Annotated in this window: 8 protein-coding genes and 1 pseudogene; 5 read left to right on the top strand and 4 right to left on the bottom strand. The window is 40.8% G+C overall.

Translation table 11 applies throughout. From position 1 onward, the window contains the following. Positions 1-42: 42 nt before the first annotated feature. Both NMG88_RS07650 and NMG88_RS22820 read right to left on the bottom strand, forming a co-directional pair. Positions 43-888 (bottom strand): ABC transporter permease, encoded by an 846-nt coding sequence (locus NMG88_RS07650; protein ID WP_413466164.1) that lies wholly within the window; start codon positions 886-888, stop codon positions 43-45. A 312-nt stretch (positions 889-1,200) separates the two neighbouring features. After that, positions 1,201-1,323 carry a hypothetical protein gene (locus NMG88_RS22820; RefSeq protein ID WP_087882202.1) on the bottom strand — a complete coding sequence of 41 codons (123 nt, stop codon included), beginning with the start codon at positions 1,321-1,323 and terminating at the stop codon, positions 1,201-1,203. Positions 1,324-1,501: 178 nt separating this feature from the next. Here NMG88_RS22820 and NMG88_RS07645 point away from each other — a divergent pair, with 178 nt between their 5' ends. Continuing rightward, positions 1,502-4,510, top strand: coding sequence for a UPF0182 family protein (locus NMG88_RS07645; RefSeq protein ID WP_227365970.1), 3,009 nt, complete (start codon positions 1,502-1,504; stop codon positions 4,508-4,510). Between the two features lie 66 nt (positions 4,511-4,576). Here NMG88_RS07645 and trpD read toward each other — a convergent pair whose 3' ends face one another. Beyond that, entirely contained in the window at positions 4,577-5,656 is a 1,080-nt protein-coding gene (gene trpD, locus NMG88_RS07640; RefSeq protein WP_042153214.1) for an anthranilate phosphoribosyltransferase, read from the bottom strand. Positions 5,657-5,866: 210 nt separating this feature from the next. Between trpD and NMG88_RS07635 the strand changes: the two genes are divergently transcribed. The 4 genes and pseudogenes from NMG88_RS07635 to NMG88_RS07620 all read left to right on the top strand — a co-directional run bounded on the left by NMG88_RS07635 (position 5,867) and on the right by NMG88_RS07620 (position 14,578). Next, a complete protein-coding gene (locus NMG88_RS07635) occupies positions 5,867-9,472 on the top strand; it encodes an Eco57I restriction-modification methylase domain-containing protein (RefSeq protein ID WP_235751243.1) in 3,606 nt (1,201 codons plus the stop codon). Positions 9,473-9,715: 243 nt separating this feature from the next. Next, positions 9,716-11,717 (top strand): annotated as a pseudogene (gene sir, locus NMG88_RS07630) (sulfite reductase, ferredoxin dependent). Between the two features lie 63 nt (positions 11,718-11,780). After that, positions 11,781-12,518 carry a 16S rRNA (uracil(1498)-N(3))-methyltransferase gene (locus NMG88_RS07625; protein WP_026788907.1) on the top strand — a complete coding sequence of 246 codons (738 nt, stop codon included), beginning with the start codon at positions 11,781-11,783 and terminating at the stop codon, positions 12,516-12,518. 227 nt (positions 12,519-12,745) lie between these two features. Next, positions 12,746-14,578, top strand: a complete 1,833-nt coding sequence (locus tag NMG88_RS07620; protein ID WP_254035274.1) for an ABC transporter ATP-binding protein — start codon at positions 12,746-12,748, stop codon at positions 14,576-14,578. A gap of 75 nt (positions 14,579-14,653) precedes the next feature. On the opposite strand, the gene NMG88_RS07615 is transcribed toward NMG88_RS07620, so the two are convergent. Beyond that, positions 14,654-16,885 carry a hypothetical protein gene (locus tag NMG88_RS07615; protein ID WP_227365976.1) on the bottom strand — a complete coding sequence of 744 codons (2,232 nt, stop codon included), beginning with the start codon at positions 16,883-16,885 and terminating at the stop codon, positions 14,654-14,656. Between the last annotated feature and the right edge of the window lie 553 nt (positions 16,886-17,438).

Genomic DNA, 17,438 nt, shown 5'->3' with positions numbered 1-17,438 from the left:
AGTGATCAGTTTGTGTGTGAGTTGTGTGAGGAACTGTCACCGCTACAAAACGTCAGCAAAGGCTGGACGCAACCGTCTATAAACCCATAGGCCTAAACAAAACATAACCAAGGCGAATATTGAGGACATGGCTAATTCTCCCCAATGTCTCATTTCCCCGACTAAAACTAAATCTCGATAGCTTTCTGAAAGTCCAGTAATCGGATTACACCAAACAATCCAAAATTGCCAGGATTCAGGAACTTTACCGACGGGATATAGAATCGGCGTCACATAAAACCAAAGGTTCAAAATTACGCCTAAACTCTGGGGAATATCCCGTAAAAATACGGTCAATCCGGCTGTTAAGTAGCCTAACCCGGCGGTTAATAGGACTTGGGGTATCCAAACTAACGGCAGTAACCAAAGGGTAGGGTGGAGGATTTGAGAAGACAAGGCGGTTAAGCCAATTAAGGCCACTAAGCCAAAGGAGCTTTCAATAAAGGAGGAGAAAATAGGTACCAGGGGCAATAGTCCCAGGGGAAAAACCACCTTTTTGACTAAATTCGGCTGTCCGACAACGGAACTGGCTGCTTGAATTAATCCATTTGTGAAGGCAAACCAAGGAATTAAACCCGCAAATAGCCACAGGCCAAAGGCTAATTCGTTATCGGGAAAACCCTCAAGATTGAGTTTGACCTTGAGAACAATGGAAAAAACATAGGTATAAATCAGCAGTTGGGACAACTGATTCAATAAAGGCCAGAGGTTGCCGAGAATAGAACCTTTGTATCGTGCCTCTAAGTCCCTTCGGACTAATGTACTGAGCAGATTCAGTTTGAGGGATAATTTGCTATCGACAAGCGACCACTGACTCCCACGCCCCGAACTTCTGACAAAACCCTTGATTGACCGCAGCAATTTTTTCGTCCTCGTTCACTACACACACCATGATTTCAAGCTCACCACCGGACACAAAGGGCGAAGAAGACCTCAACCCTAGAGTCAACAGTGTTATCAGATATCCCGGCCAGAGGATTATTACTCCCAGATCTTGATCTTAGTCAATTCAGTGTGCCATATAAGGTGTCCAGAAAGCTAGTCCAATAAATGGGTAATGGGTAATTGGTAATGGTAAGAGTTTACCTCCCCTGCTCCCCCTGCTCCCCCTGCTCCCCCTGCTCCCCCTGCCCCCCTGCCCCCTGCCCCCTGCCCTTCTAATTAATGAGCGGAACCGTTACCATGGTAATCGTCGCTGTTATAGAAGCCGTTTTTGGTTCCAAAGAACAGACAGCCCAAGGTAAAGAACACCGTTAATACGGTCAGGATTAATTTAATATCCATTTTTGGTAATCAACTCCACTGAATACGCTTTTGATTGTAGACGTTTCTGAGTTAGCCGGGGTATAGCAATCTGTAGTGAGGGTTGTAATATTCCATGCTAGGGTTTGTTTAAATTCAGGATGTAGATTTGATCGGTTACAATAAAACCCAAGAGTTTCTCATCGCTTAATTGAATCTCATGTCGAGAAAAAATCTGTTTTTTAAAGTGATTTTAGCGGGATTTAGTTTGGGCTTTATCCTCGATTTCACTGCTAAGTTTTGGGGTGAATTTCTTTGGTTTGAAGAAGTCGATTATTTGTCGGTTTTTAAAGGAAGATTATGGATAGAAGTTGGGTTAGCACTATTGGGTTTATTAATCACTGTAGCTTGGTTAATGGGAAATTTAGTTATAGCTCGACGCCATCGATATTTACCTCAACATTTACAAAATAAACCTCCCGATCATCTTTTTGATTTATCTCATCAGAATTTACCTCGATTTTCCTTGGGATTACCTTCGCTTTTAATGCTGGTGATGGGTTTATCCCTGTTGCTGGGTTTGATTATTATTCATTATAGCCAGATTTTTATTAGTTATTGGCATTGGGATGCGAGTCAAGCTCTATTTTCTAATCTACCCGCCCAGTTTGAACCTCATATTTTTGAGCAATGGATTAAAAATTTTAAAGCCTACAGTTGGAAAATCCCTGTTTTATTAATTTTAGTAATTTCTATTATCTGGAATCCTCTAATTATTTTTAGTTTTATTGCTTTAATCTTTGGTTTTGGTTTCAGCTTATTATTATCCAGTCATTGGGCAAGTTTCTTGCAATATTTTCATCCCACTTCTTTTAACCAAATCGAACCCTTATTAAATCGAGATATTAGCTTTTATATTTTTAGTCTCCCCATTGCTCACCTCCTAGAATTTTGGTTAATTGGATTGTTTTCAGTTAGTTTCATTACTTGTAGTTTAATCTATTTACTCTCTGGAAATAGTATCAGTCAAGGACGATTCCCAAGTTTTTCTCACCCTCAGCAACGTCACCTGCACGGATTAGCAGGGCTTCTGATGTTCAGTTGTGCGATGCGGTATTGGTTAGCCCGTTATGAACTTTTATACTCCACTCAGGGGGTAGTATTTGGGGCAGATTTTACTGATGTCAATATCTTAAAACCCAGTTATTTATTGTTATCTATAATTGCTATATTTCTTTCTATTTTTCTGATTTGGCAATCTCTTTTTTCGGTTAAAAAAGTTAGACCATATATTGATATTTTTTTAAGAAAAATAGGGGTACTATCTCTAATTAAAAACCGAAATTCACGCCGAGATAAATTATTCGCAGATAGCTATTCCCTTAGAGTAATATTTACTTGGTATTTAGGATTTGCGATTCTGGTAGTAAGTATTATACCAAATTTAGTTCAACAGTTAATTGTTCAACCTAATGAATTAGAACGAGAATTACCTTATATTAAATACAGTATTAAATATACTCGCCAAGGATTTAATTTAGATAAAATTAATGTTGAAACTTTTGATCCAAATGCTAAACTAAGTTATACCGATATTCAAAATAATAATTTAACGATCGATAATATTCGTCTTTGGGATAAACGACCGTTATTACAAACTAATCGTCAATTACAACAAATTCGCCTCTATTATGAATTTTCCGACGCCGATTATGATCGCTATTCTATTCTACCCGATAAGTTTTTAGGAAAGTTCAATACAGGTTTACAAAAACAACAGGTACTCATTTCTCCCAGGGAATTAAACTATGAATTAGTCCCAGAAAAAGCCAAAACTTGGGTTAACGAACATTTGGTTTATACCCATGGTTATGGTTTTACTCTCTCCCCGGTTAATCGGGTTGCGGAGGGTGGTCTTCCTGAATTTTTTGTGAAAAATATTGGTGCTGATCCACGATTAGATCAAGATACAACCTTAGAAGTTTCTCCCCGTATTAAAAATATAATTCCTATTGGTAAACCTCGACTTTATTACGGGTTACTTACCAATACTCAAATAATGACTTCAACTAAAGTAAAAGAACTCGATTTTCCCCTAGGAAATGAGAATGTTTATAACATCTACAATGGCGAGGGCGGAATTGTGATTGGAACTGGATGGAAACGGTTGTTATTTGCCTATTATTTAAAAAATTGGCAAATGTTATTTACGGATAACTTCACCCCCGAAACTAAATTACTTTTTCGGCGCAATATTTTAGAAAGGGTAAAAGCGATCGCCCCTTTTCTACATTATGATAGTAACCCCTATCTAGTAGTTGCTGATTCTAACTCGCCATCCATTGACCATAACTATTTATATTGGATGATTGATGCTTATACTACCAGTAATATGTACCCCTATTCCGATCCTGAAGGAGCCGGATTTAACTATATTAGAAATTCGGTGAAAGTGATTATTGATGCTTATAACGGTAAGGTTAAATTCTATTCATTAGAGGAAGATCAAGATCCGATCATATCCACACTGAAACAGGTTTTTCCCGATTTATTTAATTCTATTGAAGAAATGCCCCTCACCCTGCGTCAACATATTCGCTATCCCGTTGATTTATTTAGTGTTCAATCTCAACATTTACTCACTTATCACATGAGTGATCCGATTGTTTTTTATAATCGGGAAGACCTCTGGCGGGTTCCAGTAGAAATTTATGCGAGTAAACAACAACCCATGGAACCCTATTATTTAATCATGCGATTACCGACGGAAAAAACCGAGGAATTTATGCTGCTGCTGCCTTTTACTCCAGCTAGTCGGAATAACTTAATCGCTTGGTTAGCCGCTCGCTCTGATCTCGAACATTATGGCAGTTTACTATTATATCGTTTTCCTAAACAACGATTAGTATTTGGGCCGGAACAGGTAGAAGCTTTAATTAATCAAGAACCCGAAATTTCCGAGCAGATTTCCCTCTGGAGTCGTCAAGGATCACGGGTAATTCAAGGGAATTTATTAGTGATTCCCATTGAACAATCCCTACTTTATGTTGAACCTTTATATTTAGAAGCAGAGGAAAATAGTTTACCCACCTTAGTTCGAGTAATTGTTGCTAGTGAAAACCGGATTGTGATGCGACCAACCTTAGAAGAAGCATTAAGAGATGTCTTTCAAGCCCCACCGATTCAACCGGATCTTCCCCTAACTTTACCAACTACAGAAGCCAGTTAAATATAAGTGAACCATTCCCCCTGTTGCCTGTTGCTTGTTGCCTGTTGCCTGTTTCGTGCGTTAACATTAATCCTGAAGAAATTTAACCAATTCTTCCAGTTTTGACCAAGCCGCACCACTGTGTAAAATCTCTTGGGCTAAACGAATTCCGTGCTGATGGTCGCCCATAGGTACAACACCCGCAACCTGTAAGGCTAAAGACCCATTCAGGGCTACGACATCTTTTTGGGCCTGTGTACCTTTTCCCTGCAATAAATTTCTTAGAATCTCCGAATTTTCCTGCACTTCTCCCCCTTTCAGGGCTGTTAGGGGAGCGAAAGTTAACCCCAATTCCTGGGGGTTGAGAGTGGCTGCTTTAACCTCTCCTTGGGATAAAATTGCTAAGTCGGTAATATCTCCTAATCCCGCTTCATCAAGTCTTTCTCGTCCATGTAAAACAATCGCAACCTCCGTACCTAATTGGTTTAAGGCTTGGGCAATAATTGGGAGCATTTTAGGATCAAAAACCCCAATAATTTGTCCGGTTGGATATAGGGGATTCACCAATGGCCCTAATAAATTAAATACGGTTCGGACTTTCAGAGTTTGACGTAGTTGGGCCACGGCTTTGAGGGCGGGATGCCAACCTGGGGCAAATAAAAAGGTGATTCCGACAGTTGATAATGCCTGTTTGACTTTTTCCGAAGGTGCTTTTAAGTTAATCCCCAAGGCTTCTAATACGTCCGCAGAGCCAACTTTACTCGATGCCGAACGATTTCCATGTTTTGCCACGGGAACCCCGGCTGCGGTCGCAATAAAGGCAACGGTGGTGGAAATATTGAAGGTGGAAGCTCCATCACCCCCGGTGCCGCAGGTATCAATCACGCGATAGTTAGAAATGATGCCGGAATTGCTTTTGGTGAGGGTATCCGAGGAGCCAAAGGATTGTAAAACCGAGGCCATTCCGGTTAATTCCGTCGCTGATACTCCTTTGGCTTGTATCGCCGCCAAAATCGCCCCAGAAAGGACGGGAGGAATTGTTTCTAAGAGCCATCCCTGCATTAATTGTGAGGCTTGGGTGATAGAAAGGGATTGGCGGTCTAACAGTTGTTGTAATAATTGCGGCCAAAGATTGGGATTAGTTTGGGATGGATCAGGATTTGTCATGAAAAGTGGAGCCTATATTAACCATTGTTCAGTTTACCGTATTTTTTGAGAGGAGTTAAACAAGGATTAAGAGGATTACACGGATTTCGCGGATTTTTTGGATTAAGAGTGATTAAGGGATTTTCTTTGTTGAAAGCTATATGATAAAAATAAGTAAAATCCGTGAAATCCTTTAATCCGCATAATCCGTGATTGTGGCTTTGTTTTGATATGAAACTCACTATTTTTAATGAATTAGACTTTTTGCCTGCTTTACGGGCTTTTTTTGCGGAGTTGCAAGTACCGATCGCTTCTCTAACGGATGCGCCAATTCCTGCTAGGGAAATTCTGGAAAATAGTTACAAAGATATGGAATCTTTTCGTCTCATTGATGATGTTTATTTTTTGGGGATGGTTGATGATGCAGCATTCAAGGGTGGTAAGAGTTTAGCAATTGATAAAATTAAGTCGGATTATGATGGGATATTGATTTTTGGGATAACTTTGCGGGGGTGTGATGATAGTTTATTGCCAACGCGATCGCAGTTAGCAGAAATATCACGGGCTTTTAATCGGGAGTTTTGCTATACACCTGTGGTAGTTGTGTTTAAGTATGGTGAATATCTGGCGTTTGCCAATACGGAGAGATTGAAATATAAGGATAATCGTGAAGGTGAGAAGGCAGGAAAGGTGACACTCTTAAGGGATATTGATATTAGGCAGCCCCATACGGGACATGAAAGAATTTTAGCGGATCTCAAGATTCCAACTGTGGGTAAAGATCGGGTAGATTCCTTTGAGAAGTTATATAAATATTGGCGGAAGGTTCTTGATGTTAATCTGTTAAATAAAAAGTTTTATCAAGAGGTTTCAGCTTGGTATTTTCATGCTTGTAAGCAGGTGGTTTTCCCCAAGGATGCTAAGGACAATCAAGAGAGTTTAATTAGGTTAATTACACGGTTAATGTTTGTATGGTTTTTGAAGGAAAAGGGCTTAGTTCCTGATGCTTTGTTTGATCACGAAGATATGCGATCGCTTCTCAAGAGTTTAGAACCGCAGGAAAGCACCTATTACAAGGCAATTTTGCAGAATTTATTCTTTGCAACCCTGAATACAGAAAAAGATCGGGCGTTTATTAAGCGTTCTGGTAGTCAGAGTCATCATTACATGGTGCATAATGTATTTCGCTATGAGAGCTATTTCCAAGAACCTGATCAAGTAATTGATCGCTATTTTGCGGGTATTCCTTTTTTAAATGGTGGTTTGTTTGAGTGTTTGGATATTCCGCCGCAGAAAAATAAGGCTGAACCAGAGATTAGAATTGACGGATTTAGTGATAATTCTAAAAATTCTTTGTCAGTTCCTAATGAGTTATTTTTTGGTAATTTTCAGGATGTGGATCTAAATGCAGATTTTGGGACGAGTCGCAAGAAATATCAGGTACGGGGTTTAGTCGAAATTTTTAAGAGTTATAAGTTTACGATCGCTGAAAATACACCTTTTGAGGAAGATGTGGCGCTTGATCCTGAATTATTAGGTCAAGTTTTTGAGAATTTATTGGCGGCTTATAATCCAGAAACTCAGACAACAGCTAGGAAACAAACGGGTTCTTTTTATACGCCCCGTGAGATTGTGAATTACATGGTGGATGAGAGTTTAATTGCTTATCTTAAGAATTATTTGCCCTCACCCCCAGCCCCTCTCCCCCAGGGAGAGGAGGGTAAGAAGCAAGAGGAGAGCCAGAGTCTTACTCCCCCTTCTCCCCAGGGAGAAGGGGGCCGGGGGGATGAGGGCAGACTTCGCCACTTACTTTCCTATACCGATGAGCCACACCAGTTTACAGATGCCGAAGTAGAGCGTTTAATTCAGGCTTTGGATAATTGTAAGATTCTCGATCCGGCTTGTGGATCGGGGGCTTTTCCAATGGGTATTTTACAGAAGATGGTGCATATTTTAAGCAAGCTTGATCGCCATAATGAGCGTTGGAAACATCAACAAAAAGAACGGGAAATTTTACCTGTTTTGGAGGATTTACGGCAGGCGCAAAAGATTAGTTATGAGCAAGCAAGGGAGGCGGCAGTTAGACAATTAGAGGAGCGTTTGGGGCAGATTGAGGATGATTTTGCTAATAATGAAAAGGACTATCCGCGTAAGTTGTTTTTGATTGAGAATTGCATTTATGGCGTGGATATTCAGCCGATCGCTCTCCAGATTGCCAAGTTACGCTGTTTTATTTCGTTGATTGTGGAGCAGAAGGTGGACAATAATCAACCTAATCGGGGGATTTTGCCTTTGCCAAATTTGGAAACTAAGTTTGTGGCGGCGAATAGTTTGATTAGGTTTAGTGATCAGTTGAATTTGCGGAGTAATGAGGTAATAGCAACGGAGCAAGAGCTAAAGGAGGTGCAGAAAAAGCATTTTACGGCGCGGTCTAAGGCGACTAAGGATAAGTATCGTGAGCGGGATCAGGAGTTGCGGAAGGCGATCGGGGATTTGTTGAAGGCGACGGGGTTGGAGGTGGCTTTGGCTGATAGTTTGGCAACCTGGAATCCTTACAATCAAAATACTTCGGCGGATTTTTTCGATCCTGAGTGGATGTTTGGGATTGCTGATGGTTTTGATATTGTGATTGGCAATCCGCCCTATGTGAGACAGGAACAAATTAAGGAATTTAAGCCAATTTTACAAAAGCAATTTGATTGTTATACAGGCGTTGCTGATTTGTTTGTTTATTTCTTTGAACGGGGTTATCAGTTACTAAATACTGGCGGCGTTTTGAGTTATATTTGCTCGAATAAATATTTCCGTTCGGGTTATGGGGAAAAGTTACGGGATTTTCTGGGTAAAAATACAACAATTCAGCAGCTTATTGATTTTGGGGATACGGATGTTTTTACAGCGATCGCCTATCCCAGTATTATTTTATTCAGTAAGGAAAAGGCTAGTAAGGATGCAAAGTTAAAGGCTCTTTCTTGGCAACAAACGGAGGCTTTAAATCAGTTTCCAAGTGTATTTGATGCTCAAAATTTCTTAATGCCCCAATCTGCACTTAAAGCTGATGGTTGGCGGTTGGAAAATACACAGGTTTTAGATTTATTGGCAAAGTTGAGAAATGCTGGTAAACCTTTGGGGGAATATGTAAACGGTAAGTTTTATTATGGGATTAAGACAGGATTTAATGAGGCTTTTGTGATCGATCGAGCAACAAGAGATAAATTAATTGCTGAACATTCATCATCTGCTGAAATAATTAAGCCCTTTTTACGAGGTCGTGACGTTAAAAGATGGAGAATGGAATATCAAGATTTATATTTAATTTTTACAAAGAAAGGAATTGATATTAAAAAATATCCTGCAATTGAGAATTATCTTAGTCAATATAAAAATAGGCTTGAAATCAGGGCTGGAGATTCTAAATGGTTTGAATTACAAGCCTCTCCTGCTGAAGTAAATCGTTTTGAACGTAGAAAAATTGTTTATCCTGATATTGCATCTAGCTGTGAGTTTGCATTTGATAATAATTCTATTTTTCCTGACTGTACCCTCTTTTTTATTCCATCAGAATCAGAATATTTGTTAGGATTTCTTAATTCAAGTATTATTCAATTTTTTATTAGTCAAATTTTTCCGGCTATTCGAGGAAATTTTAGGCGCTTCAAATCTATCTATGTTTCTCAAATCCCAATCCCCACCGCCACCGAAGCAGAACAAAAAACTATAGAAACCCTAGTCCAGAAATGCCTTGAAGCTAAAGGTCAAAATGTTGGGCAATGGGAACAGGAAATAGATGAAATAGTGGCGCGGCTGTATGGGTTGAGTGATTTAGACCGGACTTAAAGGCGTTAAATATTCCCCAAGTCATTTTTCCTCTGCTGGGCTAAAGCCACCTAAGCGCCCAAACTCTCATGCTATTTACATCAGTGGTATGATTTGTGGTTAGTCCCATGTTAAAATCAAATTCAATACCGATAATTCCGACCGAATTACATGGGTTAGAAAAAAAGCGGGTTTAACTGGCGGGTTAGCTGTAACTAAAACGCTTAACTCGTAGAGTTTTTTATTGAAATAGGTATCCCACGCATGACTTTATCCACAACACCTCCCAAGGTCAGTAAACCCTCAAAAGTAGAAGGGCTCAAAGAACGCAGTAACAGCTTGCGAGAACCCCTCGCCACAGAACTTTTAAATGATTTGAACTACTTCTCTGAAGATGCGATTCAGATTCTCAAGTTTCATGGTTCCTACCAACAAGATAACCGAGATAATCGGGTAAAAGGGCAAGAAAAAGACTATGGAATGATGCTGCGAACCCGCAGTCCTGGGGGTTTTATTCCGCCTCAATTGTATTTAACGATTGATCAGTTATCCGACGAATATGGCAACCATACGATTCGGGCTACCACTCGTCAAGGGTTCCAATTACACGGAATTTTAAAGAAAAATCTGAAAACGGTTTTGGCTTCTATTGTTAATAGTATGGGGTCAACTTTAGGGGCTTGTGGAGATATTAACCGCAATGTGATGGCGCCGACCGCACCTTATAAAAATCGTTCTGATTATGAATATGCCCGGACTTATGCTAATAATATTGCCGATCTATTAACTCCCCAAACCGGAGCCTATTATGAAATTTGGTTAGACGGGGAAAAAGTTATTACCGCCGAAGAACACCCGGAGGTTAAAGCTGCCCGAATTCGGAATACCAATGGCACGAATTATACCGACTCGGAAGAACCGATCTATGGCACTTATTATCTGCCTCGGAAGTTTAAATGTGCGGTCACAGTTCCGGGGGATAATTCCATTGATATCTACACCCAAGATTTGGGTTTAGTGGTAATTACAAATGCTGCTGGAGAGTTAGAAGGATTTAATATTTTAGCTGGGGGAGGTTTAGGACGCACGCATAATAAGGAAGAAACCTTTGCCCGGGTCGCCGATGAAATTGGCTATGTCGATAAAGCAGATATTTATGATGCGGTAAAAGCCATTGTTGCAACTCAACGGGATTATGGCGATCGCAGCAACCGACGTCACGCCCGAATGAAATATTTAATTCATGATTGGGGGGTGGATAAATTCAAGGCAAAAGCTGAAGAATATTTTGGCAAAGCCTTTAAACCCTTTAAATCTTTACCTGCTTGGAAATATCAAGATTATTTGGGATGGCATGAACAGGGGGATGGTCAATTATTTCTGGGCATTTCGATTGAAAATGGTCGGATCAAAGACGAAGGAAATTTCCGCCTTAAAACAGTTTTACGCCAAATTGTAGAACAGTTTGAAATTCCGATGTTAGTCACCGGAAACCAAAATGTGATTCTGTATGACATTTCCCCAGAAGTTCAACCCAAAATACAAACCCTGCTCAAAGAACACGGAATCAAAACCGAAACCGAAATTGATCCCCTAGAACGTTATGCCATGGCTTGTCCGGCATTTCCGACCTGTGGATTAGCGATCACAGAATCAGAACGGGTCATCCCTAGTCTATTGGGACGGATTCGGGTATTGTTGGACAATGTGGGTTTGCAACCAGAGCATTTTGTCATTCGGATGACTGGATGCCCCAATGGTTGCGCCAGACCCTACATGGCGGAGTTAGGCTTTGTTGGCAGCGCCCCCGATGCCTACCAGATTTGGCTGGGGGGCTCTCCGAATCAGACACGATTAGCTCAAGCTTTTGTTAATCGCTTATCCATTCACGATCTTGAAACTTTTCTGACTCCGATTTTAGTTTATTTTAAACAGGATCGGAAAGTTGGGGAGAGTTTTGGTGATTTTTGTGATCGTGTCGGCTTTGACGAGCTTCGCAAATTTATGACCTCTTACTCAACGACTGCCTCAATGAATATTGAAACTCAAGAAGCACCCGTTTTTACAGGTAGCCAGACCCTACCAGAGATGATTGATGCTGATTCTGATAACCCGGTTGATCCGAGCAAAATTCGGCATCGGGTCAGTGTGCGCGATTCTGTTTATAATCAGTTGAAAGCTGAATCTAAACGTTTGGGAAAACCAGTGGTTGAGTTAGCCACCCAAGCGATTTGAAGAATATTTGGAAAAACTGAAAGTAGAATAGTCCAGTTGAACTGAGGGGGTTTTAGGTTAGAGTATCTAACCAAGAATTTAATCGGTTTTATTCATGGTTCAACTTCAACGGATTGCGATCGCCCCAGAACAACTTCAAAATGAATACCTATCTTTAACGGCTGAACAACAGCATTATTTGGGTCGGGTGTTACGGTTGAAACAGGGCGATCGCTTTATTATTATTCAGGGTCAATGGTGGATAGCAGAATTAATCGTTAATTTACCTGCATCTTCTCCCCAGGCTAAATTAATTGAAAAAGTCTCGATTCAAACTGAATTACCGATTGAAGTTATATTAATAGTTGCCTTACCAAAAGCCGATGGATTTGAGGAAATTGTGCGTTGTTGTACGGAGTTAGGGGTGACACAATTTATCCCGGTAATTAGTAAAAGAACGGTATTAAAACCCAGTCCACAAAAGGTAGAAAGGTGGCGAAAAATTGCTAGAGAAGCCGCCGAACAATCGGAACGTCTGATTATTCCTAATATTTTTGATCCGGTTTCATTTCAAATAGGATTAGAAAAAAACGATCATTCTTGTGATCAATATATTTGTGAAGGTCGGGGAAATTATCCCTCTTTAACCCAAGAATTAATCCCACTAGCAGCAGAAAAAAGACTGAATAAAATTATCCTAGCAACGGGGCCAGAAGGGGGCTGGACGGAGGAGGAAATTCACCGAGGCATCGCGGTCGGATTTCAACCTATTTCCCTGGGAAAGCGGATATTAAGAGCCGTTACCGCACCCATTGTAGCCGTATCTCAAATTGTAGGAATCATTGAAAGTTAGCCTCAAAAACCTATATAGCAACCGCCAAGGCAGTTAAGACACCAGACAGATATTGGAACCCATACGGTGAAGTGTTTTCCCCCAGATCCGGCGTTCCCTCCCTCCCTAGCCCCCCGTGCACGGGGGGTTTGGGGGGGATGTTCCGGTGTTCCCTGCTATAACGGCAGTTTTACCATCAGGCGTGTTAAACTTTTGTGAAGTGAAAATCACTTAAATTTTAAGTTAGAATGACTACCCTAATTTCTCCTAACAATTCCCCTCAATCCCGTGAAACAGATTGGCGCTTACTCGGCGCGGTTGCGGGGTATGCACAACGGAATCGACGGTTATTAATTTTGTGCTTAATTTTATTAATTCCCCTCTCGGTTTCCGGTGCAGTTCAACCGATTTTAATTGGACAAGCGATTTCTTTAATTCGTCAAGAACCGACAGCCCTTCCCTTCCTTAGAGAAATGTCTCTATCGGATGGATTGAACGTTTTAGTTATTATTCTTCTAATTACTATTTTATTCCGATTTTTATTGCAAGCCATTCAAGGATATTGGGTGCAAAAAATAGGTCAACAAATGACGACCGATATTCGGAATGATTTATTTTATCATGTCACTTCTTTAGCTGTAAAATTTTTCGATCGCACTCCCGTCGGACGATTAATTACCCGTTTAACCAGTGATGTTGATGCCTTGGGGGATGTATTTTCTACGGGTGCAATTGGGATTGTTAATGATTTATTTTCCATTTTAGTCATTGCTATTTTGATGTTTATGATGGAATGGAAATTAGCATTAATCTTGGTTTTAATGATGGTTCCGGTAACGGCTGTAATTGTTTATTTTCAACAACAATACCGGAAAGAGAACTATAAATCAAGAGACGAACTTTCTAATCTTAATTCCCAATTTCAAGAAAATATGGTGGGAATTGGGGTTGTACAATTATTCCGTCGAGAAAAATTTAATTCTGAATTATTTCGGGCTACTAATCTTCGATATATTAAAGCAGTTGATAAAACTATTTTTTATGATTCGGCGGTATCCGCAACCTTGGAATGGATTGCCTTAATTGCGATTGGCGTTGTTCTTTGGTTTGGGGGCCGACAAGTTATAGAAAATGACTTGAGTTTTGGGACGTTATCGGCTTTTATTTTATATGCCCAAAGATTATTTGATCCCCTACGACAATTTGCCGAAAAATTTACAGCAATTCAAGCAGGATTAACAGCCATTGAACGGATTAATAATATTCTGAATGAACCCATAGAAATTCAGGATCTTGATCAAATTACCGCCCATCTTTCCACCTTAGATTCTGATGATCATAACTGGGTACAAATGGGAGAAATTCGGTTTGAAAATGTTTGGTTTGCCTATAAAGATGATGACTATGTGATCAAAAACCTGAATTTAACTATTCGTCCAGGGGAAAAAGTAGCTTTAGTCGGGCCAACAGGAGCCGGAAAAAGTACGATTATTCGGCTATTGTGTCGATTATATGAACCCACTCAAGGACGAATTTTAGTTGATGGCATTGATATTCGAGAGTTACGTCAAACCGAACTTAGACGTCATATCGGGGTGATTTTACAGGATGGTTTTTTATTCGCTGGAGATGTTAAAAGTAATATTACCCTAGGAGAATCCTATAGTTTGGCAGAAATTCAACAGGCGGCGGAAAAAACCAATATAAATCGTTTTATTGAACAGTTACCCCAAGGATATAATACCGAATTACGAGAACGGGGAACGAATTTATCCAGTGGTCAAAAACAACTGTTAGCCTTTGCCCGGGCAGCGATTCGGAATCCTCAAATTTTAGTTTTAGATGAAGCAACGGCTAATTTAGATGTGGGAACGGAAGTTTTAATTCAAGAAGCCTTAGAACGTCTGTTAAAAGAACGTACCGCTATTATTATTGCTCACCGTCTTTCAACGATTAGAAATGTGGATCGAATTTTAGTATTAAAACGGGGGCAATTAGTTGAGTCGGGAAGTCATGATGAACTCGTGGCACAAAATGGGTTATATGCCAGTTTATACAGCCTGCAAATGTTAACAATATAGGAATAGGTAATTACGAATTACGAATTACGAATGGGTAATAAACTGATGACTGATAACTGATGATTGATAACTGATTTATATGCCTGTTGATGGAGTGGTTAGGGGTTGATTTAACTCAATCGGAGGTTGATTTTCTCCCTCTGGGGTGGGGGTCGGCTGTGGGGCAGGTTGATCGGGTTCAACGGGGGGTTGTGCCTTTTCTACCGGAGGTTCGTAGGTGTCCACGGGGGGTTGATATTTCGGTGGCGGTGCGGGGGGATTTAACCATTCTTGCCAATCTTGGATTTGGGTTTGAGCTTGGGAATAGGCGGTGCTCTGGGGGGGAATTTTCTTTAAGATCCCAATCGCACCGGGAACATCATAGGTAGATTGATCTAAACCCAGTTGCAATAGATTTTGACCCCATTGATCAATCAGTTGCTCAACCCGACCTCTTAATTTACTGGAATTGGAGACTTGATTCGCCATTTTGATCGCCGCAGCGTAGGAGTCAGGGGTTCCGGGGGAAGCCAGAACTTCTGAATTGCGGAGATTTTCGGCATCTCGGAGTTGACTATTCCATTGGCTAATTTTGGTTTTAGCTGTGTTATATAAGACTACACCCGAACTAATTTGTTGAGCTTGGGCGATCGCCTCGGCATAACTACCTTCGGATGCTAACTGTTCCGCCCGATCTAAGATGGGTTGATATTGTAATCGTTGACTGCGATCTGTCCATTCGCCAATCTGATTTTGAGCATTTTCATATAATGTCCGGCCGCGACCAATTTTTTGAGCCTGGGCGATCGCTTGTTTTAGGGAATCGGCATCGCCAAAACTGGCTAATTGTTCCGCCGTGTCTAATAGGGGTCGATCTTCAATTTCTTCGATCCGCCTTGTCCAACTGACCATTTCGGTTTTGGCTTCGGTGCCCCTAGGGTTAGAGGCGGGGATGGTTTGGACTTGGGCAATGGCCGCCCGCAGGTCACTGACGCCTCCGGGTTGGGCTAATTGTCGCGCCCGTTCTAGGGTAGCAACATCAGCAATTGATTCTTGCCAATTGCGAATATAGGATTGGGCTTTTTGATAGAGGGGTCGATCTTGTCCGATTTTTTGAGCTTGGGCGATCGCATTTTTTAAGCCCACAACCGTATCTAATAAAGCCGGAACATTGGCTTTTGCTAAGACAGTAAAATCCTTAACATTTTCTTGTAAATTCGCACTACCCGGAATTTTATTGGCAATATTAATCGCTTCTTGCCAATTGCCATTTTTTAGGGTTTCTTCGGCTAAAGTCATGATTTTACTACCAATAGTGGTAATTTCTTTTTGTCCGGCATCTTTTAAATAACTCTCAGGAGAAAGTTTTTCAATTAACCCGGCCGCCTCTATCCAACTATCTAAACTGCTTTGGGCGATCAAAATTCTGGCTTTAGCTAATTTTTGGCTATCTTCACGGGTAATGGCAATCAAATCTGTTAGTGTTTGATATTTAGTGGTTGCCCAATAATTATTTCCTAAATTCAATAATAATGTTGCTTCTTTAAACGCCAAATTTAACTTTTCTTGGCGCATTAATTCCTCGGATTTTTGATAGGTTTGTTCCGCTTCATCCCAAATTTCACGCCATTGGTCAATGCGTTTGGAAACTTGAGCGGCAGCCGGGGTATGTTCGGGGGTTTTTTCGGCGGAGGCAATGGCTTCTGAAAGTTGTCCGGCTTGAAACATCTCCTCTGCCAAATTCAAAATATCCATTGACCATTTTTCAATTTGGCGATTAATTTCAGGACGTAGGGGATGATCTTTTGATAAACTATCAACTAAATCAATGGCAACCAATAGATCTTGAACAGTTTGTTTATTGGCGGCGGATTCTGCACAATATAACCGCAGGGAAGCCGAGGCTATGGGCCAGAAAATTTTAGGACAATTGGGTAAAGCGGGCAAACGGAACAACAGACTCATCGCTAAAACCCCAATCCCCCCCGGAACTAAAATCAACAGAGCCAAAACCAGGGGAACTAAATTAGCCGGAATGGTTTTGGGTAGAACAAAGCGTTTGCGTTTTTCGGGTTGAGGAGAAGATGACCCTTGAGATGGCTGATAAACAACAATCTGGCTGGCTGTTTCGGTTAATTCAGGGGAACTAGGAGTTTCATCAACCGTTGCTGGTTGGGTATTGCCAGTTTCCAAACTCGTGCAAAGTTCTTTGAGCCATTGGGCACGACTTTTTCTCACCAGGGAACGAATGGGAATTTGGGGTGAACTCCCTGAAGCAGTCGTGTTAGAAGATTGGCTTTGACTTTGTTCTTGTTGGTTTTCGCTCATCAAAAAAATGGGTTTGAAACCCCGTGCCTTAGCGAAGCGAAGGACGGCTTTACACAATCTTCTAAGTAACAATCAACCCGTTAGAACGACGAATTAACTGTACTTTACTATAAGTAATCTGCCCTAACCGTTTCCAGTTAGCATCGCTAACAGATACTTGTGTCTTGAGCTACTACTGGGATTCGCATTTTGGTATAACCCATAAATGTTTAAGTCTATGAGCTCAACTCAATTAAGATGTCTTAGCTTTACCCAACACCTGAACCAATCAGGTTTAGATTTTGTCCGAACTAGAGAAGTATTCGGAAGTCTGTACCCAATTGAGTCTCAATCAGCTATTCACTTCTTGCGTTGCCTAAATTGGTTTAAGCAATCCCCGCACTTTTAGGGCGGGGTTAGTGAACACAATTAACTCAAACAGCTTGAAGCAAACTAATATTTTACCCCCATTCAACGCCAGGGGTACACAAGGTGGTTCTTGGGTGTTATAGCATTACGGTGACTCAAACAGCAAGGGGATCAAGGAAGGGAAGGAGGGCCGGGGTTACTTAAC

The organism is Planktothrix agardhii, assembly GCF_904830935.1.
In the GTDB taxonomy this organism is placed as follows: Bacteria; Cyanobacteriota; Cyanobacteriia; order Cyanobacteriales; family Microcoleaceae; genus Planktothrix; species Planktothrix agardhii.
Note: the sequence above shows the minus strand (reverse complement) of the source record. Positions and strands in the feature narration are given on the sequence as shown.